Source organism: Actinopolymorpha singaporensis, from assembly GCF_900104745.1.
Taxonomy (GTDB): domain Bacteria; phylum Actinomycetota; class Actinomycetes; order Propionibacteriales; family Actinopolymorphaceae; genus Actinopolymorpha; species Actinopolymorpha singaporensis.
This window is the reverse complement of the sequence record NZ_LT629732.1, coordinates 5161800-5184750: the sequence shown is the minus strand read 5'-3', so window position 1 is coordinate 5184750 and position 22951 is coordinate 5161800. Positions and strand designations below refer to the sequence as shown.

Genomic DNA, 22951 nt, shown 5'->3' with positions numbered 1-22951 from the left:
CATCGCCTGAGGACGCGTCCCGGGCGGCGGGCGGATCGGTCGTTACGGCAACGAACCGACCCGAAAGCCGCGGCGTGCACTGCGCAATCGGTGCATGCGGGTTCCCCCGAACCGGAACACTGGGGGCCATGGAGTGTCGGACCAGGCGGCTGCTCATCCGGGACTTCGTCGAGGCCGACCGGGAGGCCGTCCGGTTGTGGCGCGAGGACCCCGAGGTCACGCGGTATCTCGACAAGCAGGGCGGCACCAGTCCGGACGCGTGGTTCGACGCGGTGCGGCGGTACAACGCGCAGACGCCGCGTACGTCCCACGACGCGGCCATAGTGCTCCGGTCGACCGGCGTGGTGATCGGCTGGATCGGAATCGCCCGGTCGTTCGACCCGAGCACCGGCGAGCTCACCGTCGGGTACGCGCTGGACCGGTCGGCGTGGGGCCACGACTACATGACCGAGGGCCTCGTCGCCGTACTCTCCTACGGCTTCGGCAAGTTGGGCGTACGCAGCATCTCCGCCCAGTGTTACACGGCCAACGGCGCGTCCGCCCGGGTGATGGAGAAGGCGGGGATGAAGCTCGCCGGCCCGGCGCTGTCGGCCGATCCGAGCCTCGGCCACAGCGTGCGTTACGTCGCCGAACGCGACACCTGGCGGCGGCCCGGCCGGCGCCGGTTCGGCCTGGCGGTCGCCATCGCCCTGCTCGCCCTGGTCGCTTTCCCGCTCGGAGCCGATCCGGTGCTGCGCGCCCTCAACCCGCCGGAGCCGCCGACCGACACCCGGCTGGTGCGCTGGGTCCCGCGTGGAGACCTCGCCGGCAACCGGGCCTTCGTCGCCGAGGCCACCCGGGTGTGGCGGGAGTCGACGGGGCGGAAGATGCCGGGCGCCCTGAGCAAGGTCTACGCCGTGTGGGCCGGCCGGATCGGAGCGGGCCGGGTGGCGCTGCTGCAGGGAGTCGGTGGGGACGGTCACGCGTACGTCGCCCAGGTCGCGGACCGCGGTCAGCCGCCGGTGCTGCGCATGGACCGTCAGGAACGGCTGGACGTCCCACCACCGAAGGCGCTGGTGATCAACTACTCCGGCGACCCCTCCGGCTCCGACGGTGACTCGGTGTCCGGTGGTGAGTCGGCGGTCCTGCGGCTGCTCCTGGCGCCCGCCGACTTCACCTCGGGCGCGCCGGCTGCCGGCGCCAGGACCACGGGAGCCGTGCCGACCTCCCGGCTGCAGATGTGGCGCCGGGTGGGGGACAATCCGCGCGGCCGCGACTCGGAGTGGGCCGCACTCTCGCCGGACAGGGACGGCCTGAGTGCCTCCTGGCGCCACGACGGCCACCGTTCGCCGTACGGCAGCGTCGTGATCTTCGCCCGCCCGCTGGCCGACGGCACCGACTCGGTGGACACCGTCGCCGCGTCGCCCGAACACCTCACGGCCCGCCGGCCGCCGGTGCAGCTGGAGGATCCGACCTGGGGAGGTACCCGGCGGCTGGACCTCGCGGCCTACGACGACGGCCGGGCCGTGCTGGCGGAGTCCGCCGCGATGACCGTGGCCCGCGGCCTGGACATCTCGCTGCTGGCCGAGGCGCACGACCGGGCCGGCCGGATGTCGGTGGTCGAACTACGCGGGCGGCAGGGCCACAAGGTCGCGGTGGTCGCCTGGCAGGGGCGCCGCCTGGACTGCGTGGCCACCATGGACGTGCCGCGGCTGGTCCGCCGGCGGGCGGTGGCGCTGGGTTGCCTCAACCCGCGCACCGGGCTGCTCGTGGTGGCGGCCGTGCCCGGGCCGGGTGCCAGTCAGGTCGAGCTGCGGGACGCCCGCCGGCACCTGGTGCTGCCGGTGGAAGGGGACGCCGGCCGGTTGGTACGCCTGCCCGCCGGGGACGAACCGCTCCCGCTGTCGTGCACCGTCGTCAGCAGCACCGGCGGACGCGAACGGCGGCCGGTCGAGGTCATCCCCACGCTGACACCAGGGCGGTGAACAGCGGCGCCAGCACCAGCGCGGGCAGCAGGTCACCCACCGGCAACTGCTTGATCCTCAGCAGCCGCAGCGCGACCCCGACCAGCAGCAGCCCGCCGGTGGCGGTGAGCGCCGAGACCTGCCCGGCGGACAGGAACGTACCGGCCAGCGCACCGACCACGGTGAGGCCGCCCTGGACCACCAGGACGGTGAGGGCCGCCGCCGCGACCCCCCAGCCGAAGGACGCCGCGAACGCCACCGAGGTGATCCCGTCCAGCGTCGCCTTGAGCGCCAGTTGCTGTGAGCCGCGGCCGAGACCGTCGGAGATCGAGCCGAGGACGGTGAGCGGCCCCACGCAGAACAGCAGCGACGCGGCCACGAACCCGTCGACGAACCGGCGGCGCTCGGGCGAGGCCGCCCGCCCGGCCAGCCGGGTCTGTAGCCGGTGGCCCAGACCCTCCAGGCGGAGTTCGAGCCGCAGCAACGACCCGATCACCCCGCCGGTGACGAGCGAGGCCAGGACGATCAGCATCGGTGCGTTCGGGCCGACCACGCCGACCAGGGCCGGATCGCGGACGGCGTAGGCGGAGAACGCGGCGATCAGCAGGGTGACCAGCCCGATCGCGTCGGTCACCACGTCCCGGGTGCGGCCGGGTAGACGGTGGCCGAGCAGGACGCCGAGGCCGGTGCCGACCAGGATGGTGGTGACGTTGAGCAGAGTGCCGAAGCCGCGGAACACCACCCGGACACTACCGACCGCGCTTCCGCGCGCCTCGTCCGTCCGGTGCCGTCCGGTGCCGTCCGGTGATGCCGGATATGTGTGAACGAGGGGCCGGCGGTCAGGGTGGCGTATGGGCCGGCCTGGTCCGTTCCGCGCCGATCCGAGGGATCCGGGAAACACGCTGGCGCGCCTCGGTACTCTTGGCGTACAGGCGTCGACCCGGCCATCACCGGCGAGCCTCCGGAAGAACGGAGCCCCCGGCTCCCACTAGACCCGGACGGGTCCGGCCCGTGACAGCCGGCCAACGAGCGGGCTCGACCGCGACTCCCCGTCGCGACCGGGCCAAGCGAGGTGGTACCGCGGGCACGTGCCGACCGGTGGCGCGGGTTCGTCCTCGCAAGCCCCGCACGGCACGAGTGACAGCTCGAGCCGCGACCCGAGGACGCCTGCGAGATGAGCTACCCCCGACACCGCGACGACGTGAAGGTGCCCGCCTCCCCGTCGTTCCCCGATCTCGAGCGCGAGGTGCTCGACCACTGGGAGGCCGACAAGACCTTCCAGGCCAGCGTCGACCAGCGCCCGGCGGGTGAGCGCGGCGACAACGAGTTCGTCTTCTACGACGGGCCGCCGTTCGCCAACGGCCTGCCCCACTACGGCCACCTGCTGACCGGGTTCGTCAAGGACGTCGTTCCCCGCTACCAGACCATGCGCGGCCGCCGGGTCGAGCGCAGGTTCGGCTGGGACTGCCACGGCCTGCCGGCCGAGGTCGAGGCCGAACGCGAGCTGGGCATCTCCACCAAGCGCGAGATCGTCGAGCTCGGCGTCGAGCGGTTCAACGAGGTCTGCCGCACCTCGGTGCTGCGGTACACCTCCGAGTGGGAGAGCTACGTCAACCGGCAGGCCCGGTGGGTCGACTTCGGCAACGACTACAAGACGCTCGACCTGTCCTACATGGAAAGCGTCATGTGGGCGTTCAAGACGCTGCACGACAAGGGGCTCGTCTACCAGGGCTTCCGCGTGCTGGCGTACTGCTGGCGGTGCGAGACGCCGCTGTCCAACACCGAGACCCGCATGGACGACGTTTACCGCGACCGGACCGACCCGGCGAGCACGGTGTGGTTCCAGCTGGAGACCGGTGAGCGGATCCTCGCCTGGACGACGATGCCGTGGACGCTGGTGCCGAACGTCGCGCTGGTCGTCGGACCCGACATCGACTACGCCGTCCTCGAGCACGAGGGCCACCGCTGGATCCTCGCCGAGGCCAGGCTGGACGCGTACGCCGCGGAGTTCGAAGGTGCCACCCGGGTGGGCACGCTCAAGGGCAGCGAGCTCGTCGGGCGTAAGTACACCCCGTTGTTCGACTTCCTGGCCGACGCGATGGCGGAGGTGCCCGCGGCGTTCACGGTGCTGGCCGGGGACTTCGTCTCCACCGAGGACGGCACCGGCGTCGTTCAGGTCGCGCCCTCCCACGGTGAGGACGACTTCAACGTGTGCACGGCCGCCGGAATCCCGGTGATCGTCACCGTCGACGACCACACGCGGTTCACGTCCGTCGCGCCGAGGTTCGAGGGCCTGCAGGTCTTCGAGGCCAACCGTCCGCTGCTGCGCGAGCTGCGCGAACGGGGCGTCCTGGTCCGCCAGGACAGTTACACCCACCCCTACCCGCACTGCTGGCGCTGCGACACGCCGCTCGTCTACAAGGCGGTGGACAGCTGGTTCGTGGAGGTCACGCGGTTCCGGGACCGGATGGTCGAGCTCAACCAGCAGATCGAGTGGACGCCGGCGCACGTGCGCGACGGTTCCTTCGGCAAGTGGCTGGCCAACGCCCGCGACTGGTCGATCAGCCGGAACCGCTTCTGGGGTTCGCCGATCCCGGTGTGGAAGTCCGACGACCCCAACTACCCGCGGGTGGACGTCTACGGGTCGCTCGACGAGCTGGAGCGTGACTTCGGCGTACGCCCGACCGACCTGCACCGCCCCGGCATCGACCAGCTCACCCGGCCCAACCCCGACGACCCGACCGGGCGTTCGACGATGCGCCGGGTGCCGGAGGTGCTGGACTGCTGGTTCGACTCCGGGTCGATGCCGTTCGCCCAGGTGCACTACCCGTTCGAGAACACCGAGTGGTTCGAGAACCACTACCCGGGCGACTTCATCGTGGAGTACGTCCCGCAGACCCGCGGATGGTTCTACCTCCTGCACGTGCTGGCCACGGCGCTGTTCGACCGGCCGGCGTTCCGCAACTGCGTGGTGCACGGCATCCTGCAGGGCGACGACGGCCGCAAGCTCTCCAAGAGCCTGCGCAACTATCCCGACGTACGCGCGGTGTTCGACTCCTACGGCGCGGACGCGATGCGGTGGGCCCTGATGTCGTCGCCGGTCCTGCGGGGCGGGGACGCGATCGTGGCCGACTCGGCGTTCCGGGAGGCCGTCCGGCAGTCGATCAACCCGCTGTGGAACGCGTACTACTTCTTCACCCTGTACGCGAACGCGGAGAACGCCCAGGCCCGCTGGCGTACCGACTCCACCCACGTGCTCGACCGCTACGTGCTCGCCAAGCTGCACGACACAGTGGTGGAGGCGACCGCGGAGCTGGACAGCTACGACATCTCCGGTGCGTGCGCAGCGGTCCGGTCGTTCCTCGACGTACTGACCAACTGGTACGTCCGGCGCTCGCGGGACCGCTTCTGGTCCGGTGACCAGGACGCGTTCGACACCCTCTACACCGTGCTGGAGGTGCTGTGCCGGGTGACGGCGCCGCTGCTCCCGCTGGTGACCGAGGAGGTGTGGCGCGGGCTCACCGGCGAGCGCTCGGTGCACCTGACCGACTGGCCGGACGCCGACAGCCTGCCGGCCGATCCGGACCTGGTTGCCGCGATGGACGGCGTACGCGCGGTGTGCTCCGCGGCGCTCGCCCTGCGCAAGGCGAAGGGTCTGCGGGTCCGGCTGCCGCTGGCCAGCCTGACCGTGGCCGCGCCGGAGGCCGAGCGGTTGCGTCCGTTCGTCGATCTGGTCCGCGACGAGGTCAACGTCAAGGAGGTCCGGCTCGACGGCGACGTGGCCGCGCACTGTCAACGCGTGCTTTCGGTGGTTCCGCGCGCGCTCGGCCCGCGGCTCGGCAAGGACGTGCAGCGGGTCATCCGCGCGGTCAAGGGCGGAGACTGGTCGGTCGGCGACGACGGCGTGGTGGCCGGCGGTGTAACCCTGGCCGAGGGGGAGTACGAGCTGCGGCTCGTCCCCGCCCGGCCGGAGTCCTCGGCCGCCCTGCCCGGCGACGTGGGCGTGGTCGACCTGGACACCGAGGTGACGCCCGAGCTGACCGCCGAGGGCGTCGCGCGGGACGTGATCCGGGCGGTGCAGCAGGCCCGCCGCGACGCCGGTCTGGACGTGTCCGACCGGATCGCGCTGACGGTCACGTCTCCGGACGAGGAGGTACGCCGGGCGGTCGACACCCACCGGGAGCTGGTGGCGGGGGAGACGCTGGCCCGCGACCTCACGGTCGGCGCCGACGGTGCGTCCGGACCGGCCGTCGAGGTCGGTGAGGGCTGGACCGTCCAGGTGTCGGTACGCCGGGAGGCCTGACCGCCCGGGACTCAGCCCGCGCCGGGTTCGGCCGGCATTGCGGTGCCGGCCGAGGATCCGCCCGGGGGCTCGGCTCTGGGTCCGGCGTCGCGGAGGTGACAGGTGAGGCGGGCGGTGCACACGCGCCGCCCGTCCTCGTCGGTGATCGCCACCTCGTACGTCGCGGTGGTCCGGCCGCGGTGCAGCGGGGTGGCCACCCCGGTGACCGAGCCGCCGCGAACCCCGCGGTGGTGGGTGGCGTTCAGGTCGACTCCGACCGCGATCCGGCCCGGCCCGGCCCACAGCACCGCGGCGATCGAGGCCAGGCTCTCGGCGAGCACGCACGACGCACCGCCGTGCAACAGCCCGAACGGCTGGGTGTTTCCCTCCACCGGCATCGTCCCCACGCACCGGTCCGGGCCGGCCTCGGTGATCGTGATCCCGAGGCGGCGGTGAATGGGCGCGTCCGGCAACTGAGACATGCGACCAGTTGAGCAGACGGGCCGTCGGCCGGGCCCGCCTGGTCGGCCCGGTGCCACCCGGTGCCGCCCGCCAGGTGCGGGCGCGGTGCCGCCCCCTGTGGGCTCGGGCCGGCGGCGGCGGCTCACGAGGACGGTCGGCCGGACTGTCGGTGGGGACTACTAGAGTCGCCTGCGTGGCAGACGCACCCCGCACCGACCGACCCCGGCTCCTTCTCCTCGACGGCCACTCGCTGGCCTACCGGGCGTGGTTCGCCCTGCCGGCGGAAAACTTCTCCACCGCGACGGGACAGACCACCAACGCGGTCTACGGCTTCACCTCGATGTTGATCAACATGCTGCGTGACGAGCAGCCGACTCACATCGCGGTCGCCTTCGACGTCGGGCGGCAGACCTTCCGCAGCGAGGCCTACGCGGAGTACAAAGCCGGCCGGGCGAAGACGCCCGACGAGTTCCGCAGCCAGCTGCCGCTGATCAAGGAGGTGCTCGGCGCCCTCAACATCCGGTTCGTGGAGGCGGAGGGTTACGAGGCCGACGACGTGATCGCGACGCTCGCCACGGGCGCGGCCGCGCACGGCTACGAGGTGCTGGTGGTCTCCGGCGACCGCGACACGTTCTCGCTGGTCAGCGACGACCTGACGGTGATCTACCCGACGCGCGGGGTGTCGGAGGTCGCGCGGATCACTCCGGCCGAGGTGGAGCGGCGCTACGCCATCCCGCCCGAGCGTTACAGCGATCTCGCCGCCCTCGTCGGCGAGACCAGCGACAACCTTCCCGGCGTTCCCGGTGTGGGGCCGAAGACCGCGGCGAAGTGGCTCAACCAGTACGGCTCGCTCGACGACCTCGTGGCCCATGTCGACGAGGTGAAGGGCAAGGCCGGTCAGTCGCTGCGGGATCACCTCGGACAGGTGCTGCAGAACCGCCAGCTCAACGGCCTCGTCTGCGACCTGTCGCTTCCGGTGCAGCCTGGCGATCTCGTCCTGCGGCCGTGGGACCGAGACGCCGTGCACCGCGTCTTCGACGCGCTGGAGTTCCGGGTGCTGCGCGAGCGGCTCTTCGCCACCCTGCACACGGCCGAGCCCGAGGCCGAGGAGGGGTTCGAGGTCACCGGTGCCGCCCTGGAGCCGGGGCAGCTCGCGGGCTGGCTGGACAAGCACGCCAAGGGAGCGCCCGGCACGGTCCGCACCGGGCTGCACGTCCAGGGCAGCTGGGGGAGAGGTTCCGGAGACGTCGCCGGTGTCGCGCTGGCCTCCTCCGACGGAGCCGCCGTCTGGCTCGACCCGACCCTGATGAGTCCCGAGGACGAGCAGGTGCTCGCCGACTGGCTCGCCGATCCGGCGCACGAGAAGGCGCTGCACGACGCGAAGGGACCGATCCTCGCGCTCGCCGCCCGGGGCTGGACGCTGCGCGGCCTCACCAGCGACACCGCGCTCGCGGCCTATCTCGTACGCCCCGACCAGCGCTCCTACGACCTGTCCGACCTCACCCTGCGATACCTCCGCCGGGAGCTGCGCACCGAGACGGCCGACGACGGGCAGCTCAGCCTGGACGGCGTGGACGAGTCCGGTGGCATCGCCGAGACCGCCATGGTGGCCGCACGCGCGGTCATCGACCTCGCCGCCAAGCTCGACGAGGAGCTGTCCCAGCGAGGCGGTGCCCGGCTGCTCGGTGAGGTCGAGCTGCCCCTGGTGAGCGTGCTCGCCCGGATGGAGCAGGTCGGCATCTGCGTCGACGCCGACCGGCTGTCGGAGCTGGAGGCCCACTTCGCCGGGCAGGTCAAGCAGGCCGCCGATGACGCCTATCGCGTGATCGGCGAGGAGATCAACCTCGGCTCGCCCAAGCAGCTCCAGGTGGTGCTGTTCGACAAGCTCGGCATGCCGAAGACCAAGCGCACCAAGACCGGCTACACCACCGACGCCGAGGCGCTGCAGCAGCTGTTCGTGCAGACCGAGCACCCGTTCCTCGCTCACCTGCTGGCACACCGCGACGCGTCGAGGCTGCGGTCCACGGTCGAGGGCCTGCTCAAGACGATCGCCCACGACGGCCGGATCCACACCACGTTCAACCAGACCATCGCCGCGACCGGCCGGTTGTCGTCCACCGATCCCAATCTGCAGAACATCCCCATCCGCACCGAGGAGGGCCGCCGCATCCGCGAGGCGTTCGTCGTCGGGCCGGGGTTCGAGCGGCTGGTGACCGCCGACTACAGCCAGATCGAGATGCGGATCATGGCCCACCTGTCCGACGACGCTGGGCTGATCGACGCGTTCAACTCCGGCGAGGACTTCCACGCCGCCACCGCCTCGCGGGTGTTCTCCGTTCCGCCGGCCGAGGTCACCCACGAGATGCGGGCCAAGATCAAGGCGATGAACTACGGCCTCGCCTACGGCCTGTCGGCGTACGGCCTGTCCCAGCAGTTGCGCATCGACACAGCCGAGGCGCGCGGGCTGATGGACGAATACTTCGAGCGCTTCGGCGGGGTGCGCGACTACCTGCGCGGCGTCGTCGACGCGGCCCGCAAGACCGGCTACACCGAGACGATTCTCGGCCGCCGCCGCTACCTTCCCGACCTCACCAGCGACAACCGCCAGCGCCGGGAGATGGCCGAACGCATGGCGCTGAACGCCCCGATCCAGGGATCGGCGGCCGACCTGATCAAGGTCGCGATGCTCGGCGTCGACGAGGCGCTGCGCACGGCCGGGCTCACGTCCCGCGTCCTGCTGCAGGTGCACGACGAGCTCGTGCTGGAGGTGGCCCCGGGGGAGCAGGCCCAGGTCGAGGAGCTGCTCCGCGCGCAGATGGGCGGGGCCGCGGACCTGACCGTCCCGCTCGACGTCTCCCTCGGGGAGGGGCGCACGTGGCACGAGGCCGGCCACTGACCCGCTCGCTGGGCCGGCCCGCGACACACCCTGGGGCCGGCCGCAGGGTCAGGCGCTACGCCGCGCGTTCGCAGACGAAGATCGCCGTGCCGGGCAGCAGCCGGCCGCGAAGCGGGCTCCAGCCGCCCCACACGTTGGTGTTGTCCGCCGGCCAGTCGGGCTCCACCAGGTCGCGGACGACGAAGCCCGCAGCGGTCAGCGCACGGATCCAGTCACCGAGCGTGCGGTGGTACTCGGCGTACGCCGGACGCCCTGTCCGGTCGGTCTCGACGTACGGTGTCCGGTCGAAGTAGGACCGGTTCGCCACCAGCCCCGCCGGCCCGGGGTCGTCCGGGAACGCCCACCGCACCGGGTGGCTGACACTGAACACCCAGCGGCCCCGCTCCCGCAGCACCCGGGCAACCTCCCGCAACACCCCGTCGAGATCGGCGACGAACGGCAGTGCGCCGTACGCCGAACACGCCACGTCGAAGGTCGCGCCGGTGAACGGCAGCGCTCCGGCGTCCGCGGTGACCACGGGCACCGCCACGCCGGTCTGCTCGTCCAGGCGCCGAGCGTGCTGCGCCTGCCGGAACGACACGTCGACCCCGACCGGGTGGGCGCCGGCGGTCCGCAACCAGCGGGCGCACTGGGCAGCACCGCACCCCACCTCGAGGATCCGCAGCCCGCGTACGTCGCCGAGCAGGCCCGCGTCCGCCTCGTCCAGCCCCTCTGGTCCCCACACGAAGCCGGTGTCACGCAGGAAGGCCCCGTGCTCCAGCTGGTACTCGTCGGCGTTGTCGTCCCACCACCGCCGGTTGGCCGCGCCCGGCACCCTCGGGCCGGGCGCGCGGCCGGACGGTCCGGTCGCGCCTGAAGGCTCGGCCACGCCGCACACCTTTCCTTCCTTCCACGAGCCGCGCTTCTTCCACGAGCCGCGCTTCTTCCACGAGCCGCGCTTCTTCCACGAGCCGCGCTGTCGGAGCAGCCCACTAGGATCCTCCGCATGTCCACTGAGCCCTCGACCGACACCCCGTCCGCGCCCGAGCGCTTCGCCGAGGCCGCCGGCCTGTGTGAGTTCATCGACGCCGCGCCGTCGCCGTTCCACGCCTGCGCGGAGGCGGCCGCCCGGCTGGAGGCGTCCGGGTTCACCGCGGTGGACGAGGCGGCCCGCTGGCCGCGCGACCCCGGCCGCTACTACACCGTTCGCGGCGGTTCGCTGGTCGCGTGGAGCACCGAGCAGGCGGCCGGCGCCCACACTGCCTTCCGGGTCGTCGGTGCGCACACCGACAGCCCAAACCTCCGGATCAAGCCGCACCCCGACATCACCCGGGCCGGTTGGCAGGTGCTCGCCGCCGAGCCCTACGGCGGCGCACTGCTCAACTCCTGGCTCGACCGCGACCTCGGCCTGTCCGGCCGGATCAGCGTCCGCACCCCGGACGGCACCGACGAACGCCTGCTGGTGGTCGACCGCCCGATCCTGCGGGTGCCGCAGCTCGCGATCCACCTCGACCGCGAGATCCGCGAGACCGGAGTGAAGCTCAACCCCCAGCAGCACGTGTTCCCGGTCTGGGGGGTGGGCACCTCACCCGGCGACTTCACCGCGTTCGTCGCCGAGGAGCTGGAGGTCGAGCCAGGCGACGTCCTCGCCTGGGAGCTGATGACCCACGACCTCGCACCGAGCACGCTGATCGGCCGCGACGGCGACCTGGTGAGCGCACCGCGGCTGGACAACCTCGGCACCACCTACGCCGGCGTTCGCGCACTGCTGAAAGCAGTGGACACCCCCGGAGCTGTCCCGCTCGTGCCGGTGCTGGCGTTGTTCGACCACGAGGAGGTGGGCAGCGTCTCCGAGCGCGGCGCCGCGTCCACGCTGCTGCCCGCGGTCCTCGAGCGGATCGTGCTCGCCGGCGGCGGCGACCGGGAGGACCTCCTGCGGGCCCTCGCCGGGTCCGTCTGCGCGTCCGGTGACATGGCCCACGCGACGCACCCCAACTATCCCGAGCGCCACGAGCCCCACCACCTGATCGCCGTCAATGGTGGGCCGGTGCTCAAGGTCAACGTCAACCTCCGGTACGCCACCGACGCCCGCGGCACCGGTGCGTTCGTGTCCGCCTGCGAGCAGGCCGACGTCCCGCTGCAGCGGTTCGTCAGCCGCGCCGACATGCCCTGCGGGTCCACCGTCGGGCCGATCACGGCCGCGGGTGTCGGCCTCACCACCGTCGACGTGGGCGCGCCGCAGCTCGCGATGCACTCCGCGCGGGAGCTGTGCGGGGCCGCCGATCCGGGGATGTACGTCGACGCCCTGGCCGCATTCCTCGCACCCGCGGCCTGAGCGACGCCGATGCCACCCACACCCGGCGGCGATCCCGATGTCGGTGACGGCTCCGGCGAGGACGGCGGCGCGGGACGCCCGGTGACCACGGCCGCCCGGCTCCTCCTCGGCGCCGAGGCCCGGCCGTTGTCCGGCGGATACAGCGGCGAGACGTTCCTCGTCGGCGCCCCGGGTGAGGAGGCCGTGCTCCGGCTCTACCTCCGCGAGCCAGGCAGGGCAGGGATCGACGCCGCGCTGCTCGCCCTGGTCCGCGACCTGGTGCCGGTGCCGCGGGTCCTCGACCTGCGCACCCAGGCAACCCCCGACCAGCCGGCGTACCTGCTCATGGAGCGGCTGCCCGGCGAGCCGCTGGACCGCTGGCTACCGGACGCGCCGCCGCGGCTGCGCGAGGCAGCGGGCGCCGGCGTCGGCAGGGTGCTCGCCCGGCTGTCTGGGATGCCCTTCCCCGGGGCGGGCGAGTTCGTCGACGCCGACCTGCGGATCCGGCCCTGGACCGGAGCCGCCGGCGGACTGGAGGAGTGGGTCGACGCCCACCGGAAGTCCGGCGGCCTCGCCACGTGGAGCGTCGCCGACTTCGCCGGCCTGCGGGAGGTGGCGAGGCAGGGCCAGGACCTGCTCGACGAGGTTCGGCGTACCTGTCTGTGCCACTCCGACTTCAACCCCAAGAACCTCCTCGTCGACCCCGGGACCGGCCAGGTGACCGGCCTGGTCGACTGGGAGTACGCCCACGCCGGCAGTCCCTACGCGGACCTCGGCAACCTGCTGCGGTTCGAGACCGACGAGCTGTTCGCCGGCGCCGCCGTCGACGCGTTGCGCACCTACGGCCCGCCGCTGCACCCGGAGTTCCGGCGGATCGCCCAGGCGGTCGACCTGTTCGCGCTGGTCGACCTGGCCGGCAGGTCCGAGCAACACGAGATCACCCGGGCCGCCACCGACCTGCTGCTGCGCTGTACCCGGGCCCGCGACCTGTCGGGCGGACGCCCCGAATGGGGCCGCCCCGCGCGCGGATGAGCCTCCCGCTCCGTCGGCGGCCGGCTTCGGAAACCGCCCGGGGCCTGCGCCGCGGAGCGGATCAGGGTCGGGTGCCGCAGCCGGGTCCTGCCATGCCGTAGCCTGTGGCGACCGGCCGATGACCCCGATACCGGACAAATCGGCCCTTCGGCTCCCGGTGTGCTGCCCAGCGGGAACGCTCCGCGAAGATCCCGCGTTTGGGATGGCCGCTGTCTGCGGGGTTGCGTTGACCCTTGTCGCGGGGCACCCGTATCCTGACATGAGCGTTGTGGGCCTGTGCGACCTCGGACGGAGCAGGCTCGCGCTCGTTCTTGTCGAAATCACCTGGTTCCGGCCCAGGAAAAACGGCCGCGACTTCTCGGCAGTGCGATCAAAGGGTCCACGCGCGCACGTGACGACGACCAACGCCATATCGGAGCCATCAACCAGATGACGAGCAGCATCGAGGCCCCGCTGACCGAATCAGCACCGGCCCAGCAGAAGACGCCGCAGGTCGCGGTGAACGACGTGGGTTCGGAGGAGGCCTTCCTCGCCGCGATCGACGAGACAATCAAGTACTTCAACGACGGTGACATCGTCGAGGGCACCGTCGTGAAAGTCGACCGGGACGAGGTCCTGCTCGACATCGGCTACAAGACCGAAGGCGTGATCCCCGCTCGGGAGCTGTCGATCAAGCACGACGTCGACCCGGGCGAAGTGGTGAAGGTCGGCGACCACGTCGAGGCGCTGGTCCTCCAGAAGGAAGACAAGGAAGGCCGCCTGATCCTGTCCAAGAAGCGTGCTCAGTACGAGCGCGCCTGGGGCACGATCGAGCAGATCAAGGAGGAGGACGGCGTCGTCACCGGCACCGTCATCGAGGTCGTCAAGGGCGGTCTCATCCTCGACATCGGTCTGCGTGGCTTCCTGCCGGCCTCCCTGGTGGAGATGCGGCGCGTGCGCGACCTGCAGCCCTACGTCAGCCGCGAGCTCGAGGCCAAGATCATCGAGCTGGACAAGAACCGCAACAACGTGGTCCTGTCCCGGCGCGCGTGGCTGGAGCAGACCCAGTCCGAGGTCCGGCAGAACTTCCTGCACCAGCTGCAGAAGGGCCAGATCCGCAAGGGCGTCGTCTCCAGCATCGTCAACTTCGGTGCGTTCGTGGACCTCGGTGGCGTCGACGGTCTGGTGCACGTTTCGGAGCTCTCCTGGAAGCACATCGACCACCCGAGCGAGGTCGTCGAAGTGGGCCAGGAGGTCACCGTCGAGGTGCTCGACGTCGACCTCGACCGCGAGCGCGTCTCGCTGTCGCTGAAGTCGACGCAGGAGGACCCGTGGCAGCAGTTCGCCCGGATCCACCAGATCGGCCAGATCGTGCCGGGCAAGGTCACCAAGCTGGTGCCGTTCGGTGCGTTCGTCCGGGTCGACGACGGCATCGAGGGTCTGGTGCACATCTCCGAGCTGGCCGAGCGCCACGTAGAGGTGCCCGAGCAGGTTGTTCAGGTCGGTAACGACGTCATGGTCAAGATCATCGACATCGACCTCGAGCGCCGCCGGATCTCGCTGTCGCTCAAGCAGGCCAACGAGGGTGCCGAGGCGATCGGGGAGCAGTTCGACCCGACCCTCTACGGCATGGCCGCCGAGTACGACGACCAGGGCAACTACAAGTACCCCGAGGGCTTCGACCCGGAGACGGGCGAGTGGCTCGAGGGCTTCGAGAAGCAGCGTGACCAGTGGGAGCGCGAGTACGCCGAGGCGCACAGCCGCTGGGAGGCGCACAAGAAGCAGATCGAGGCCGCGCAGCAGGCCGAGATCGAGGAGAGCGAGGCCCCCGCGGCCGCGGCACCTTCTTCTTCCTCCTCCTCCGGTCAGTCCTACGCATCGGCCGAGCCGTCCCGCGAGGCCGAGGGCACGCTGGCTTCGGACGAGGCGCTCGCGGCGCTGCGGGAGAAGCTCACCGGCAACGGCTGAGCCAGGCTCACGCGTCCCGACGCGACAGCAAACGGCAACGGCCCCGCCATCCGGCGGGGCCGTTGCCGTTTCTCGTGAGAGGGCTTGCCAGCGGTGCCAAGTCCGCCCCGCAAGGCCCTGGGGTCTCCTAGCCGCGGCGCAGGCGGCCGAGGGCGAACGTGAGATTGACCAGGACGATCCCGATCCAGGCCAGGAGCAGGCCGCGGGGCCCGGCCTCGTGAGCGGCGAGCCCCGACAGCGGGATCGCCACTCCCAGGGAGACGATGGCCAGCGCCAGCGCGTGGCCGTCGTCCTTGCGCGGCGCCGGCGCGGACGCCGTTGCCCGCTTGACCTCCTGCGCCACCCGGGCCTCGATGGCAGCGTCGATGCGTTCGACGAAGGAGTCGACGACGGCCGGCTCGAAGTCGCCACCGAGCTCCTTGCGGGCGTGCAGGGCGGCCTCGGCGTCGTCACGAGGTAGGCGTGGTTCGGACATGGCATGGTTATAGGGCATCAGATGCCGGTCGGTCATCAGGGAAATCACCGGCAATCACCCCGACTACGACCGACCACCGCGAGACTGTACGAGCCGGGCCTTCGCGACCCGTTGACGACCCGGACAGCCCGGACATGACGGGCCGCGGTGATGCGAAAATCCTGGCGCCTGCGCCCGCCTGAGCCCCCGCGTGGAGGCTCCCACCCGCCCACCGCCGGGGTTTGGTCGTGCACTGTCCCGATCTCCTTCCGTCGGCAACACTGGAAGGGTGCACGAGCTCGGATGGCAACCGGCGGGCGTGGGCCTGTTCGTCCCGGGGCGGCGGGACGACACGCTCGTGACCGAGGTCCGCCAGGTCGTGACACGGCTGGACGGGCTGCGCGATCCGGTCGTTCGGCGCTGCTCGCCGATGACCTCCCTGGCGCTGCTCGACGCCGACCCGATCGAGGTCGTCGTGGACGGGTCGGTGCTGGAGCGCCCCTACACCGACGAGAAGGCGGCGTTCGTCCTGGGCGACCGGCTGCGGGAGCTTCTGGTCGCGCTGGCGGTCACTCTCCGGCCGCTGTACGCGTCGGTCGTGCTGGAGGCGCCCTTTCTCTCGCCGAAGGACCTCCTGGTCACTCCGGAGCCGGACCTGTTCCTGGACGCGTGGTTCGACCTGACCCGGTTGCACGCCGGCATCGCCCAGGCATACCAGGGTGCCCACGTGGAGCAGGTGAACGGCGGGCTGTACGTCTCCACCCGGGCTCCGTTCAACCCCGACCGGTTCGACGAGCCGCTGGCCACCAGCCTGGACCGCGCCCGCCGGGCGATGTCACAGGTCGTCGCGCACGGCTGAGCCGCCTCTCGGCTATCGTCCTCGACTGTGCTTCGGGTGGGACTGACGGGCGGAATCGGGTCGGGCAAGAGTGAGGTCGCGCGGCGGCTCGCCGCCCGCGGGGCCGTCGTGATCGACGCCGACCGGCTGGCGCGAGAGGTGGTGGCGCCGGGCACCGACGGGCTGGCCGCCGTGGTCGGGGCTTTCGGCGAGGAGGTGCTCGGCCCTGACGGCGCACTCGACCGCCCGGCGCTGGGGCGCCGGGTGTTCGCCCACGCCGAATCCCGTCGGCGACTGGAGGAGATCATCCACCCGCGGGTACGCGCCCGGGCCGCCGAACTCGAACGCGCCGCCGTCGCCGCGAACCCGGACGCGGTGGTCGTCCACGACATTCCGCTCCTGGTGGAGACCGGGCAACAGGGCGGGTTCGACGAGGTGATCGTGGTCGACGTCCCCGAGGAGCTGCAGATCGACCGGCTCACCAGCGCGCGGGGGATCGGGGTGGACGACGCTCGGGCGCGGGCCGCCGCCCAGGCGTCCAGGGACGAGCGCCGGGCCGCCGCCACCGTGGTCGTGGACAACTCCGGGTCGCTGACCGACCTCGACGTCCGGGTGGAGGAGCTGTGGCGGCGGCTGAGGTCGGCCGCGTCCGGCGACGAGGGCGAGCGGCGGGGGCGGGACCTGGCCTGACGGTTCGATCCGGGACGATCCGGCCCGGTGCGCCCGGTGCGCCCGGTGCGCCCGTTTCGCGGTCGGCGCGGGAGGGCCTGTCGGTGGTCGGGCGTACGGTGGGCATCATGCGTCCGGTTACTGACATTGTCCGCAAGGTCGCGCCGTTCAAGGTGGTCTCAGACTTCGCCCCGTCCGGCGACCAGCCGGAGGCCATCGACGACATCGCCCGCCGGATCGAGGCGGGCGAGCGCGACGTGGTGTTGCTGGGTGCCACCGGCACCGGAAAGACCGCGACGGTCGCCTGGGCCGTGGAGAAGTTGCAGCGGCCCACCCTGGTGATCGAGCCCAACAAGACCCTCGCGGCGCAGTTCGCCAACGAGCTGCGGCACTTCTTCCCCGACAACGCGGTCGAGTATTTCGTCTCCTACTACGACTACTACCAGCCCGAGGCCTACGTTCCGCAGTCCGACACCTACATCGAGAAGGACTCCTCGATCAACGAGGAGGTCGAGCGGCTGCGGCACTCCGCCACCAACTCGCTGCTGACCCGGCGCGACACGATCGTGGTCGCCACGGTGTCCAGCATCTACGGCCTGGGCACCCCGCAGGAGTACGTCGACCGGATGGTCCGGGTGCGGATCGGTGAGGAGATCGAGCGCGACCAGGTGCTTCGCCGGCTGGTCGAGATGCAGTACTCCCGCAACGACGCCGCAGGCACCCGCGGCACCTTCCGGGTCCGCGGCGACACCCTCGAGGTGTTCCCGGTCTATGAGGAGATGGCCGTCCGGATCGAGTTCTTCGGCGACGAGATCGAGCGGCTGTCCACCCTGCACCCGGTGACCGGGGAGATCGTCACCGAGGACCAGGAGCTCTACATCTTCCCGGCGTCCCACTACGTCGCCGGTGCGGAGCGGATGGAGCGAGCGATCGCCGACATCGAGGCGGAGCTCGCCGAGCGGCTGCCCGAGCTGGCGCGCCAGGGCAAGCTGCTGGAGGAGCAGCGGCTGCGCATGCGCACCACGTACGACATCGAGATGATGCGCCAGATCGGCACCTGCTCGGGCATCGAGAACTACTCACGCCACATCGACGGACGCGCGCCCGGATCGCCGCCGCACTGCCTGCTCGACTACTTCCCCGAGGACTTCCTGCTGGTCATCGACGAGTCCCACGTGACGGTGCCCCAGATCGGCGGGATGTACGAAGGCGACATGTCCCGCAAGCGGACGCTGGTCGAGCACGGCTTCCGGCTGCCGTCGGCGATGGACAACCGGCCTCTGCGCTGGGAGGAGTTCCTCGAGCGCATCGGGCAGACCGTCTATCTCTCCGCCACGCCCGGCAACTACGAGCTGAGCAAGGCCAACGGCACGGTCGAGCAGATCATCCGGCCGACCGGGCTGGTGGATCCCGAGGTGGTGGTGAAGAACACCAAGGGCCAGATCGACGACCTCATCCACGAGATCCGGCTGCGGGAGGCGAAGCAGGAGCGGGTCCTGGTCACCACCCTGACCAAGAAGATGGCCGAGGACCTCACCGACTACCTGCTCGAGCAGGGCATCCGGGTGCGTTACCTCCACAGCGAGGTCGACACGTTGCGCCGGGTGGAGTTGCTGCGTGAGCTGCGGATGGGCGAGTACGACGTGCTGGTGGGCATCAACCTCCTCCGGGAGGGCCTCGACCTGCCGGAGGTTTCGCTGGTGGCCATCCTGGACGCCGACAAGGAGGGCTTCCTGCGTTCGGGCACCAGCCTCATCCAGACCATCGGCCGGGCCGCACGTAACGTCTCCGGGCAGGTGATCATGTACGCCGACTCGATCACGCCGTCCATGCAGATGGCGATCGACGAGACCAACCGGCGGCGGGAGAAGCAGGTCGCGTACAACAAGGAGAAGGGGATCGACCCCACTCCGCTGCGCAAGCGGATCGCCGACATCACCGACATGCTCGCCCGCGAGGACGCCGACACCCAGAAGCTCCTGGGTGGCGCGGGGCGTCAGCAGAGCCGCGGGAAGGCGCCGGTGCCCGAGCTGTCCAGCCTTGGCGAGGCCGGTCGGCACGCGAAGGACCTGGCGGCCCTGCCGGCCTCCGACCTCGCCGACCTGATCCAGGAGCTCAACCAGCAGATGAACACCGCGGCCGAGCAACTCCAGTTCGAGCTGGCCGCAAGGTTGCGCGACGAGATCCACGAGCTCAAGCGCGAGCTGCGCGGCATGCACGAGGCCGGGGTGAAGTAGCCGGAGTGAAGTAGCCGGGGGGTGACGCGGACCGGGGCGGCCGTGGAGGACGTTGCCCTGGGTGCAGTGGCCGGAGTGCGATGGCCGGCGTGGCAGTGCCAGGATCGTCGGGACCCAGAGCCCTGTCAGGGAGGATCACACGTGACCACGGCCATCGCCCACAGAGGCGAGCCACACGGCAACCGGGAAAACACTCTGCCGGCCATCGAGGCGGCGGTCGCCGCGGGTGCCGACATGGTGGAGATCGACCTGCGTCTCACCGCGGACGACCGCCTCATCGTCCTCCACGACCCAACCCTGGAACGCCTGTGGGACGACCGGCGACAAGTTGCGTCGGTCTCGTTCGCCGATCTTGCCGCCGTCCACCGCGCACCCGGCGGCACGTGGTCGCTGCCAACCGCCGAGGAGGCACTCGACCTGATCGTCCGGCTGGGCACCCAGGTCATGCTGGACGTCACTTCCGTCGCGATCGGGCTGGCCACCCAGGCACTGGTGCGCGAGCGCGGACTGGACGCCCACGTCCTCTACGCCGGGGACACCGAGGCGCTGGCTCAGATCCGCGAACGACAACCCGGTGCCGCGATCGCGCTGTCCTGGGGTCATTCGACGCCGCCGGGTGACGACGTGTGGGAGAGGGTGCGCCCGCAGTACTTCAACCCGGAGTGGATCCACCTGAATGAGGAGACGGTCGCTGCCAACCACGCCGCGGGCCGGCTGGTGTCGACCTGGACGGTGGACGAGCCCAAGCAGATGGCCCGGCTCTCCGACCTGGGGGTGGACGCGATCATCAGCAACCGGATCGCCGCCCTGGTCGAAGTGGTTCGCCGGCCCACGCCGAACCAGTCGGCGGCCGGCGAGTCTGCAGCCGGTCAGCTCACGGCCGGTCAGCCCGCGGATCCGAAGACGGAGGCCCGACGATGACGGCGTACGCCGACGAGCTGTCCACCGCCCTCGAACTCGCCGACTGGGCAGCCGGCCGGATGCGGGCCCGGCCCACGTCGGTGACCACGAAGGCGAACGCTGCCGACCTGGTGACCGAGACCGATCGGGAGATCGAACGCCGGGTGCGCGCCGTCGTGGCCGAACGTTTCCCGGCGTACGCGCTGGTGGGTGAGGAGTACGGCGGCCGTCCTGCCGCCGACGGTGCTCCCACCTGGTATCTCGACCCGGTGGACGGCACCACCAACTACGCCAGCGGCCTGCCCTGGTGTTCGTTCAGCCTCGCCCTGGCCGACGCCGACGGGCCCGTGCTCGGGGTGGTCGCCGATCCGTTCCGCGGCGAGGTGTTCAGCGCTGTCCGGGGTGGCCCGGCGCTGTGCAACGGCGATCCGATCCGGTGCTCGGACGCCACCGGGCTGGCCGGTGAGGTGGTGGTCACCGAGTGGGCGGCGTACCGTCCCTGGCCCGGGATGACCGACATGCTCGATCGGCTCGCCGGTCAGATGTGCACCACCAGGATCATGGGCTCCTCGGCGCTCTCCCTGGTCAGCGTCGCCGCGGGCCGGGCGGCGGGCGGTGTGATCGGTGCGTTCAACCCGATCGACCTGCTGGCCTCGGTGTTCGTCGCCGGCCAGGCCGGAGCCGACGTCCGCGGGGAGGACGGTAAGCAAACGCTGTTTCCGGAGTCGGGCGGGATCATGGTGGCCGGGCCCGGGGTCGCCGACCAGGTGTGGGAGGCGTGGACGGGCGACTCCGCCGGCTGATGGACGGGCGGCCGGTCGCGGGGGCCGCACGTCCCCGCGACCGGCCCGAGTCTCACGCGCTCCTCGCCGCCGAGGCCGGCGCCGGGCGCAGCGACGCGGCGGGATACCAGCTCGCCGCGCCACTGGCGTCCAGGGTCGCCCGGCCGTACCACCCGTCGTTCTCGTGCACCCACCAGTCGAGATGCCCGGGCCACCAGCGCCCGTCCACGAGCACCAGCACCGGTTTGGCCGGCACCACCCGCCGGGAACCGGTGTCGGGGTGGGCCTCCCGGGCCACGTGGCCGGCGTTCATCGTGTTCGCCAACTCCGTGGCCGCGGCCTCGTCCAGGTCCTGCCTGCTGTGCCAGCCATTGACGGCCGCGTCCCACACGCCATGCCCCTGGGGGGTTTTTCGCACGGCAAAGCGGTCGGTCATTCGGGGTCCTTCCGTCCGGTCACCTTGGGCAGGGGATCGAACTCATGTTCGAAGAATAGTTCATCGCCGGATGCTCGCAAGCCGAACCCAGAACGTCCGGGACGGCCGGATGGGGACGCCCGGCCTGACCCGGAACGGGTTGCCGGGGAGTCATCGCGGGAGCCGCCGAGAAGCGGCCGAGGGGTGGCCGAGGAGTGGCTGAGGGGAGAGCGTTCCCCGAGCGGACCGCAAGCCGAAGCAGGGCCGATCCGGCCGTGCCCGTTGCCGTGATCCATTTCTCACGTAGGGTCGAAACCCCGCTCGCGCGGGTCGACCCCGGGGCCACCCGGCAGACGATGGGTCGCTTCCAGACATTCCGGCCACTACTATCTCGGCGTCGAGAGATCGGCTTCGTCCCGCGGGCGAAATCGCGGGCCGCGGACCGTCTCCGACCGGAGGAGCACGCCAGGCCGTGTACGGGAGGACGCCAGGTGTCGACGACATCGACGAAGTGAGGAGCCACCTCGGAAATGGGAATCGCGGCGCAGTCCGGGACCGAGACCGAGATGACCGAGACCACGTTCGCTGACGAGTGGGCGAAGTGGCACCAGCAACGCCAGGCCGGCGTCAGCGGGCCGTACGCCATGCTCGCTCTCGTCGGCACCCACTGGGTGGACGGTGCGACCAGCGTCCCGGAGGTTCCCGGCGTGTGGAGCGTGGAGTCCGGCGTGGTGACCGTGCGCAGCGAGTCCGCCGCGGGCCTGGTCGTGGACGGGGTGATCGTGGACGGTGTCGCCCGGCCCCGCTCCGACCGCGACCCCGACCCGTCGACGATCTCCCACGGTGACTGGAAGCTCGCCCTGATCGAGCGCGAGGGCCAGTTCGCCGTCCGGGTCTACGACCCGCACGCCCGCACCCGCACGTCGTTCGTCGGCATCGAGGCGTACGCCCCCGACGAGGCGTGGGTACTGCCCGCGACGTTCGTGGGCTACCCCGACGACTCGGCCGAACGCGTCGAGCGCGTGGCCAACGCCGACGGCCGGGACCGCGGGCTGGCGCTGTCAGGTGAGGTGAGGTTCGACCACGGCGGGCAGACCTACACCCTGCGGGTGGGCAACCGCAGGGGAGGCGGACTGGAAGCGGTGTTCGCCGACCGGACCAGCGGCCGGGACGGTCACGACTTCCGCTTCGTGCACCTGCCGGCGCCGGACGAGGACGGGCGTACCCTGCTCGACTTCAACCGCGCGCACCTGCCGCCGTGCGCGTTCGCCGACCACTACCTGTGCCCGTCCCCGCCGGCGGGCAACACGCTGCCGTTCGCGGTGACCGCGGGGGAGCGGGCGGTCCGCCGGCGGGACTGACCCGAGGAGTCGGCGCTCGCCAGCGGCCGGCGCTCGCCGGGAGTCAGCGCTCGTCGTACTTGTCGGGAATGACCAGGCTCAGCGCGAAGCTGACCACCGTCATGATGATCGCGCCCCAGAAGCCGGCCCAGAAACCGCTCACGGTGAACGCGAGGTGCAACTGGCCGGCCAGCCAGCCCACGAACAGGAAGAGCAGCGCGTTGACCACGAAGGAGATCAGGCCGAGCGTCACGATGTAGAAGCCGCAGCCGACCACCTTGATGATCGGCTTGAGTACGGCGTTGACCAGGCCGAAGATCAGCGCGACCGCGATCAGCGTCCCGACCTTGGCGGACGTGGAACTGCCGCCGAGTTCGACGCCGGACACCCAGGTGGCGGCCCACAGGGCGACGGCGTTGATGGCGACGCGTACGACGATGGGGATCACGGCGAGATCATCC

General features: G+C 71.4%; 18 protein-coding genes. 12 read left to right on the top strand and 6 right to left on the bottom strand.

All coding sequences use genetic code 11. From position 1 onward, the window contains the following. Positions 1-128 precede the first annotated feature (128 nt). Entirely contained in the window at positions 129-1964 is a 1836-nt protein-coding gene (locus BLU27_RS23245; protein ID WP_092655774.1) for a GNAT family N-acetyltransferase, read from the top strand. Here the strand turns inward: BLU27_RS23245 and BLU27_RS23240 are convergent. Further along, complete coding sequence (locus BLU27_RS23240; protein ID WP_092658128.1) at positions 1936-2682, bottom strand: DUF554 domain-containing protein; 747 nt, start codon at positions 2680-2682, stop codon at positions 1936-1938. The genes BLU27_RS23245 and BLU27_RS23240 overlap by 29 nt on opposite strands. A gap of 435 nt (positions 2683-3117) precedes the next feature. On the opposite strand from BLU27_RS23240, the gene ileS reads away from it, so the two are divergent. After that, positions 3118-6246, top strand: a complete 3129-nt coding sequence (gene ileS, locus BLU27_RS23235; protein ID WP_092655773.1) for an isoleucine--tRNA ligase — start codon at positions 3118-3120, stop codon at positions 6244-6246. 11 nt (positions 6247-6257) lie between these two features. Here the strand turns inward: ileS and BLU27_RS23230 are convergent, their stop codons facing one another. Next, the gene (locus BLU27_RS23230) at positions 6258-6707 is read right to left on the bottom strand and encodes a PaaI family thioesterase (RefSeq protein ID WP_092655772.1); all 450 of its coding nucleotides are present in this window, start codon (positions 6705-6707) and stop codon (positions 6258-6260) included. Positions 6708-6880: 173 nt separating this feature from the next. On the opposite strand from BLU27_RS23230, the gene polA reads away from it, so the two are divergent. After that, the gene (gene polA / locus BLU27_RS23225; RefSeq protein WP_197681543.1) at positions 6881-9583 is read left to right on the top strand and encodes a DNA polymerase I; all 2703 of its coding nucleotides are present in this window, start codon (positions 6881-6883) and stop codon (positions 9581-9583) included. 55 nt (positions 9584-9638) lie between these two features. On the opposite strand, the gene BLU27_RS23220 is transcribed toward polA, so the two are convergent. Continuing rightward, complete coding sequence (locus BLU27_RS23220; protein WP_172805019.1) at positions 9639-10451, bottom strand: class I SAM-dependent methyltransferase; 813 nt, start codon at positions 10449-10451, stop codon at positions 9639-9641. Positions 10452-10568: 117 nt separating this feature from the next. Here BLU27_RS23220 and BLU27_RS23215 point away from each other — a divergent pair, with 117 nt between their 5' ends. The 3 genes from BLU27_RS23215 (at position 10569) to rpsA (ending at position 14855) form a co-directional block, all read left to right on the top strand. Then, the gene (locus BLU27_RS23215; RefSeq protein WP_092655771.1) at positions 10569-11897 is read left to right on the top strand and encodes a M18 family aminopeptidase; all 1329 of its coding nucleotides are present in this window, start codon (positions 10569-10571) and stop codon (positions 11895-11897) included. A gap of 9 nt (positions 11898-11906) precedes the next feature. Continuing rightward, positions 11907-12908: a phosphotransferase family protein gene (locus BLU27_RS23210; protein ID WP_092655770.1), complete on the top strand. Its 1002-nt coding sequence runs from the start codon at positions 11907-11909 to the stop codon at positions 12906-12908. Between the two features lie 429 nt (positions 12909-13337). Then, the gene (rpsA, locus tag BLU27_RS23205) at positions 13338-14855 is read left to right on the top strand and encodes a 30S ribosomal protein S1 (RefSeq protein ID WP_092655769.1); all 1518 of its coding nucleotides are present in this window, start codon (positions 13338-13340) and stop codon (positions 14853-14855) included. Between the two features lie 127 nt (positions 14856-14982). Here rpsA and BLU27_RS23200 read toward each other — a convergent pair whose 3' ends face one another. Then, positions 14983-15330 carry a hypothetical protein gene (locus BLU27_RS23200; protein ID WP_092655768.1) on the bottom strand — a complete coding sequence of 116 codons (348 nt, stop codon included), beginning with the start codon at positions 15328-15330 and terminating at the stop codon, positions 14983-14985. Between the two features lie 268 nt (positions 15331-15598). On the opposite strand from BLU27_RS23200, the gene BLU27_RS23195 reads away from it, so the two are divergent. From BLU27_RS23195 to BLU27_RS23175, 5 genes are all read left to right on the top strand, one after another. Next, positions 15599-16168 carry a hypothetical protein gene (locus BLU27_RS23195; protein ID WP_092655767.1) on the top strand — a complete coding sequence of 190 codons (570 nt, stop codon included), beginning with the start codon at positions 15599-15601 and terminating at the stop codon, positions 16166-16168. 27 nt (positions 16169-16195) lie between these two features. Beyond that, on the top strand, positions 16196-16837 hold the full coding sequence (gene coaE / locus BLU27_RS23190; protein ID WP_092655766.1) for a dephospho-CoA kinase: 642 nt from the start codon (positions 16196-16198) through the stop codon (positions 16835-16837). A gap of 107 nt (positions 16838-16944) precedes the next feature. Further along, positions 16945-19053, top strand: a complete 2109-nt coding sequence (uvrB, locus tag BLU27_RS23185; RefSeq protein WP_092658122.1) for an excinuclease ABC subunit UvrB — start codon at positions 16945-16947, stop codon at positions 19051-19053. Positions 19054-19194: 141 nt separating this feature from the next. Next, positions 19195-19974, top strand: a complete 780-nt coding sequence (locus BLU27_RS23180; RefSeq protein ID WP_172805018.1) for a glycerophosphodiester phosphodiesterase — start codon at positions 19195-19197, stop codon at positions 19972-19974. Continuing rightward, the gene (locus BLU27_RS23175; protein ID WP_092655764.1) at positions 19971-20756 is read left to right on the top strand and encodes an inositol monophosphatase family protein; all 786 of its coding nucleotides are present in this window, start codon (positions 19971-19973) and stop codon (positions 20754-20756) included. Before BLU27_RS23180 ends, BLU27_RS23175 begins: the two co-directional genes overlap by 4 nt. A 52-nt stretch (positions 20757-20808) precedes the next feature. Here BLU27_RS23175 and BLU27_RS23170 read toward each other — a convergent pair whose 3' ends face one another. Beyond that, positions 20809-21171, bottom strand: a complete 363-nt coding sequence (locus BLU27_RS23170; RefSeq protein WP_157728768.1) for a hypothetical protein — start codon at positions 21169-21171, stop codon at positions 20809-20811. A 509-nt stretch (positions 21172-21680) separates the two neighbouring features. On the opposite strand from BLU27_RS23170, the gene BLU27_RS23165 reads away from it, so the two are divergent. After that, the gene (locus BLU27_RS23165; protein WP_092655762.1) at positions 21681-22511 is read left to right on the top strand and encodes a DUF1684 domain-containing protein; all 831 of its coding nucleotides are present in this window, start codon (positions 21681-21683) and stop codon (positions 22509-22511) included. Positions 22512-22554: 43 nt separating this feature from the next. Here the strand turns inward: BLU27_RS23165 and BLU27_RS23160 are convergent, their stop codons facing one another. After that, entirely contained in the window at positions 22555-22938 is a 384-nt protein-coding gene (locus BLU27_RS23160; protein WP_197681542.1) for a phage holin family protein, read from the bottom strand. Positions 22939-22951 lie beyond the last annotated feature (13 nt).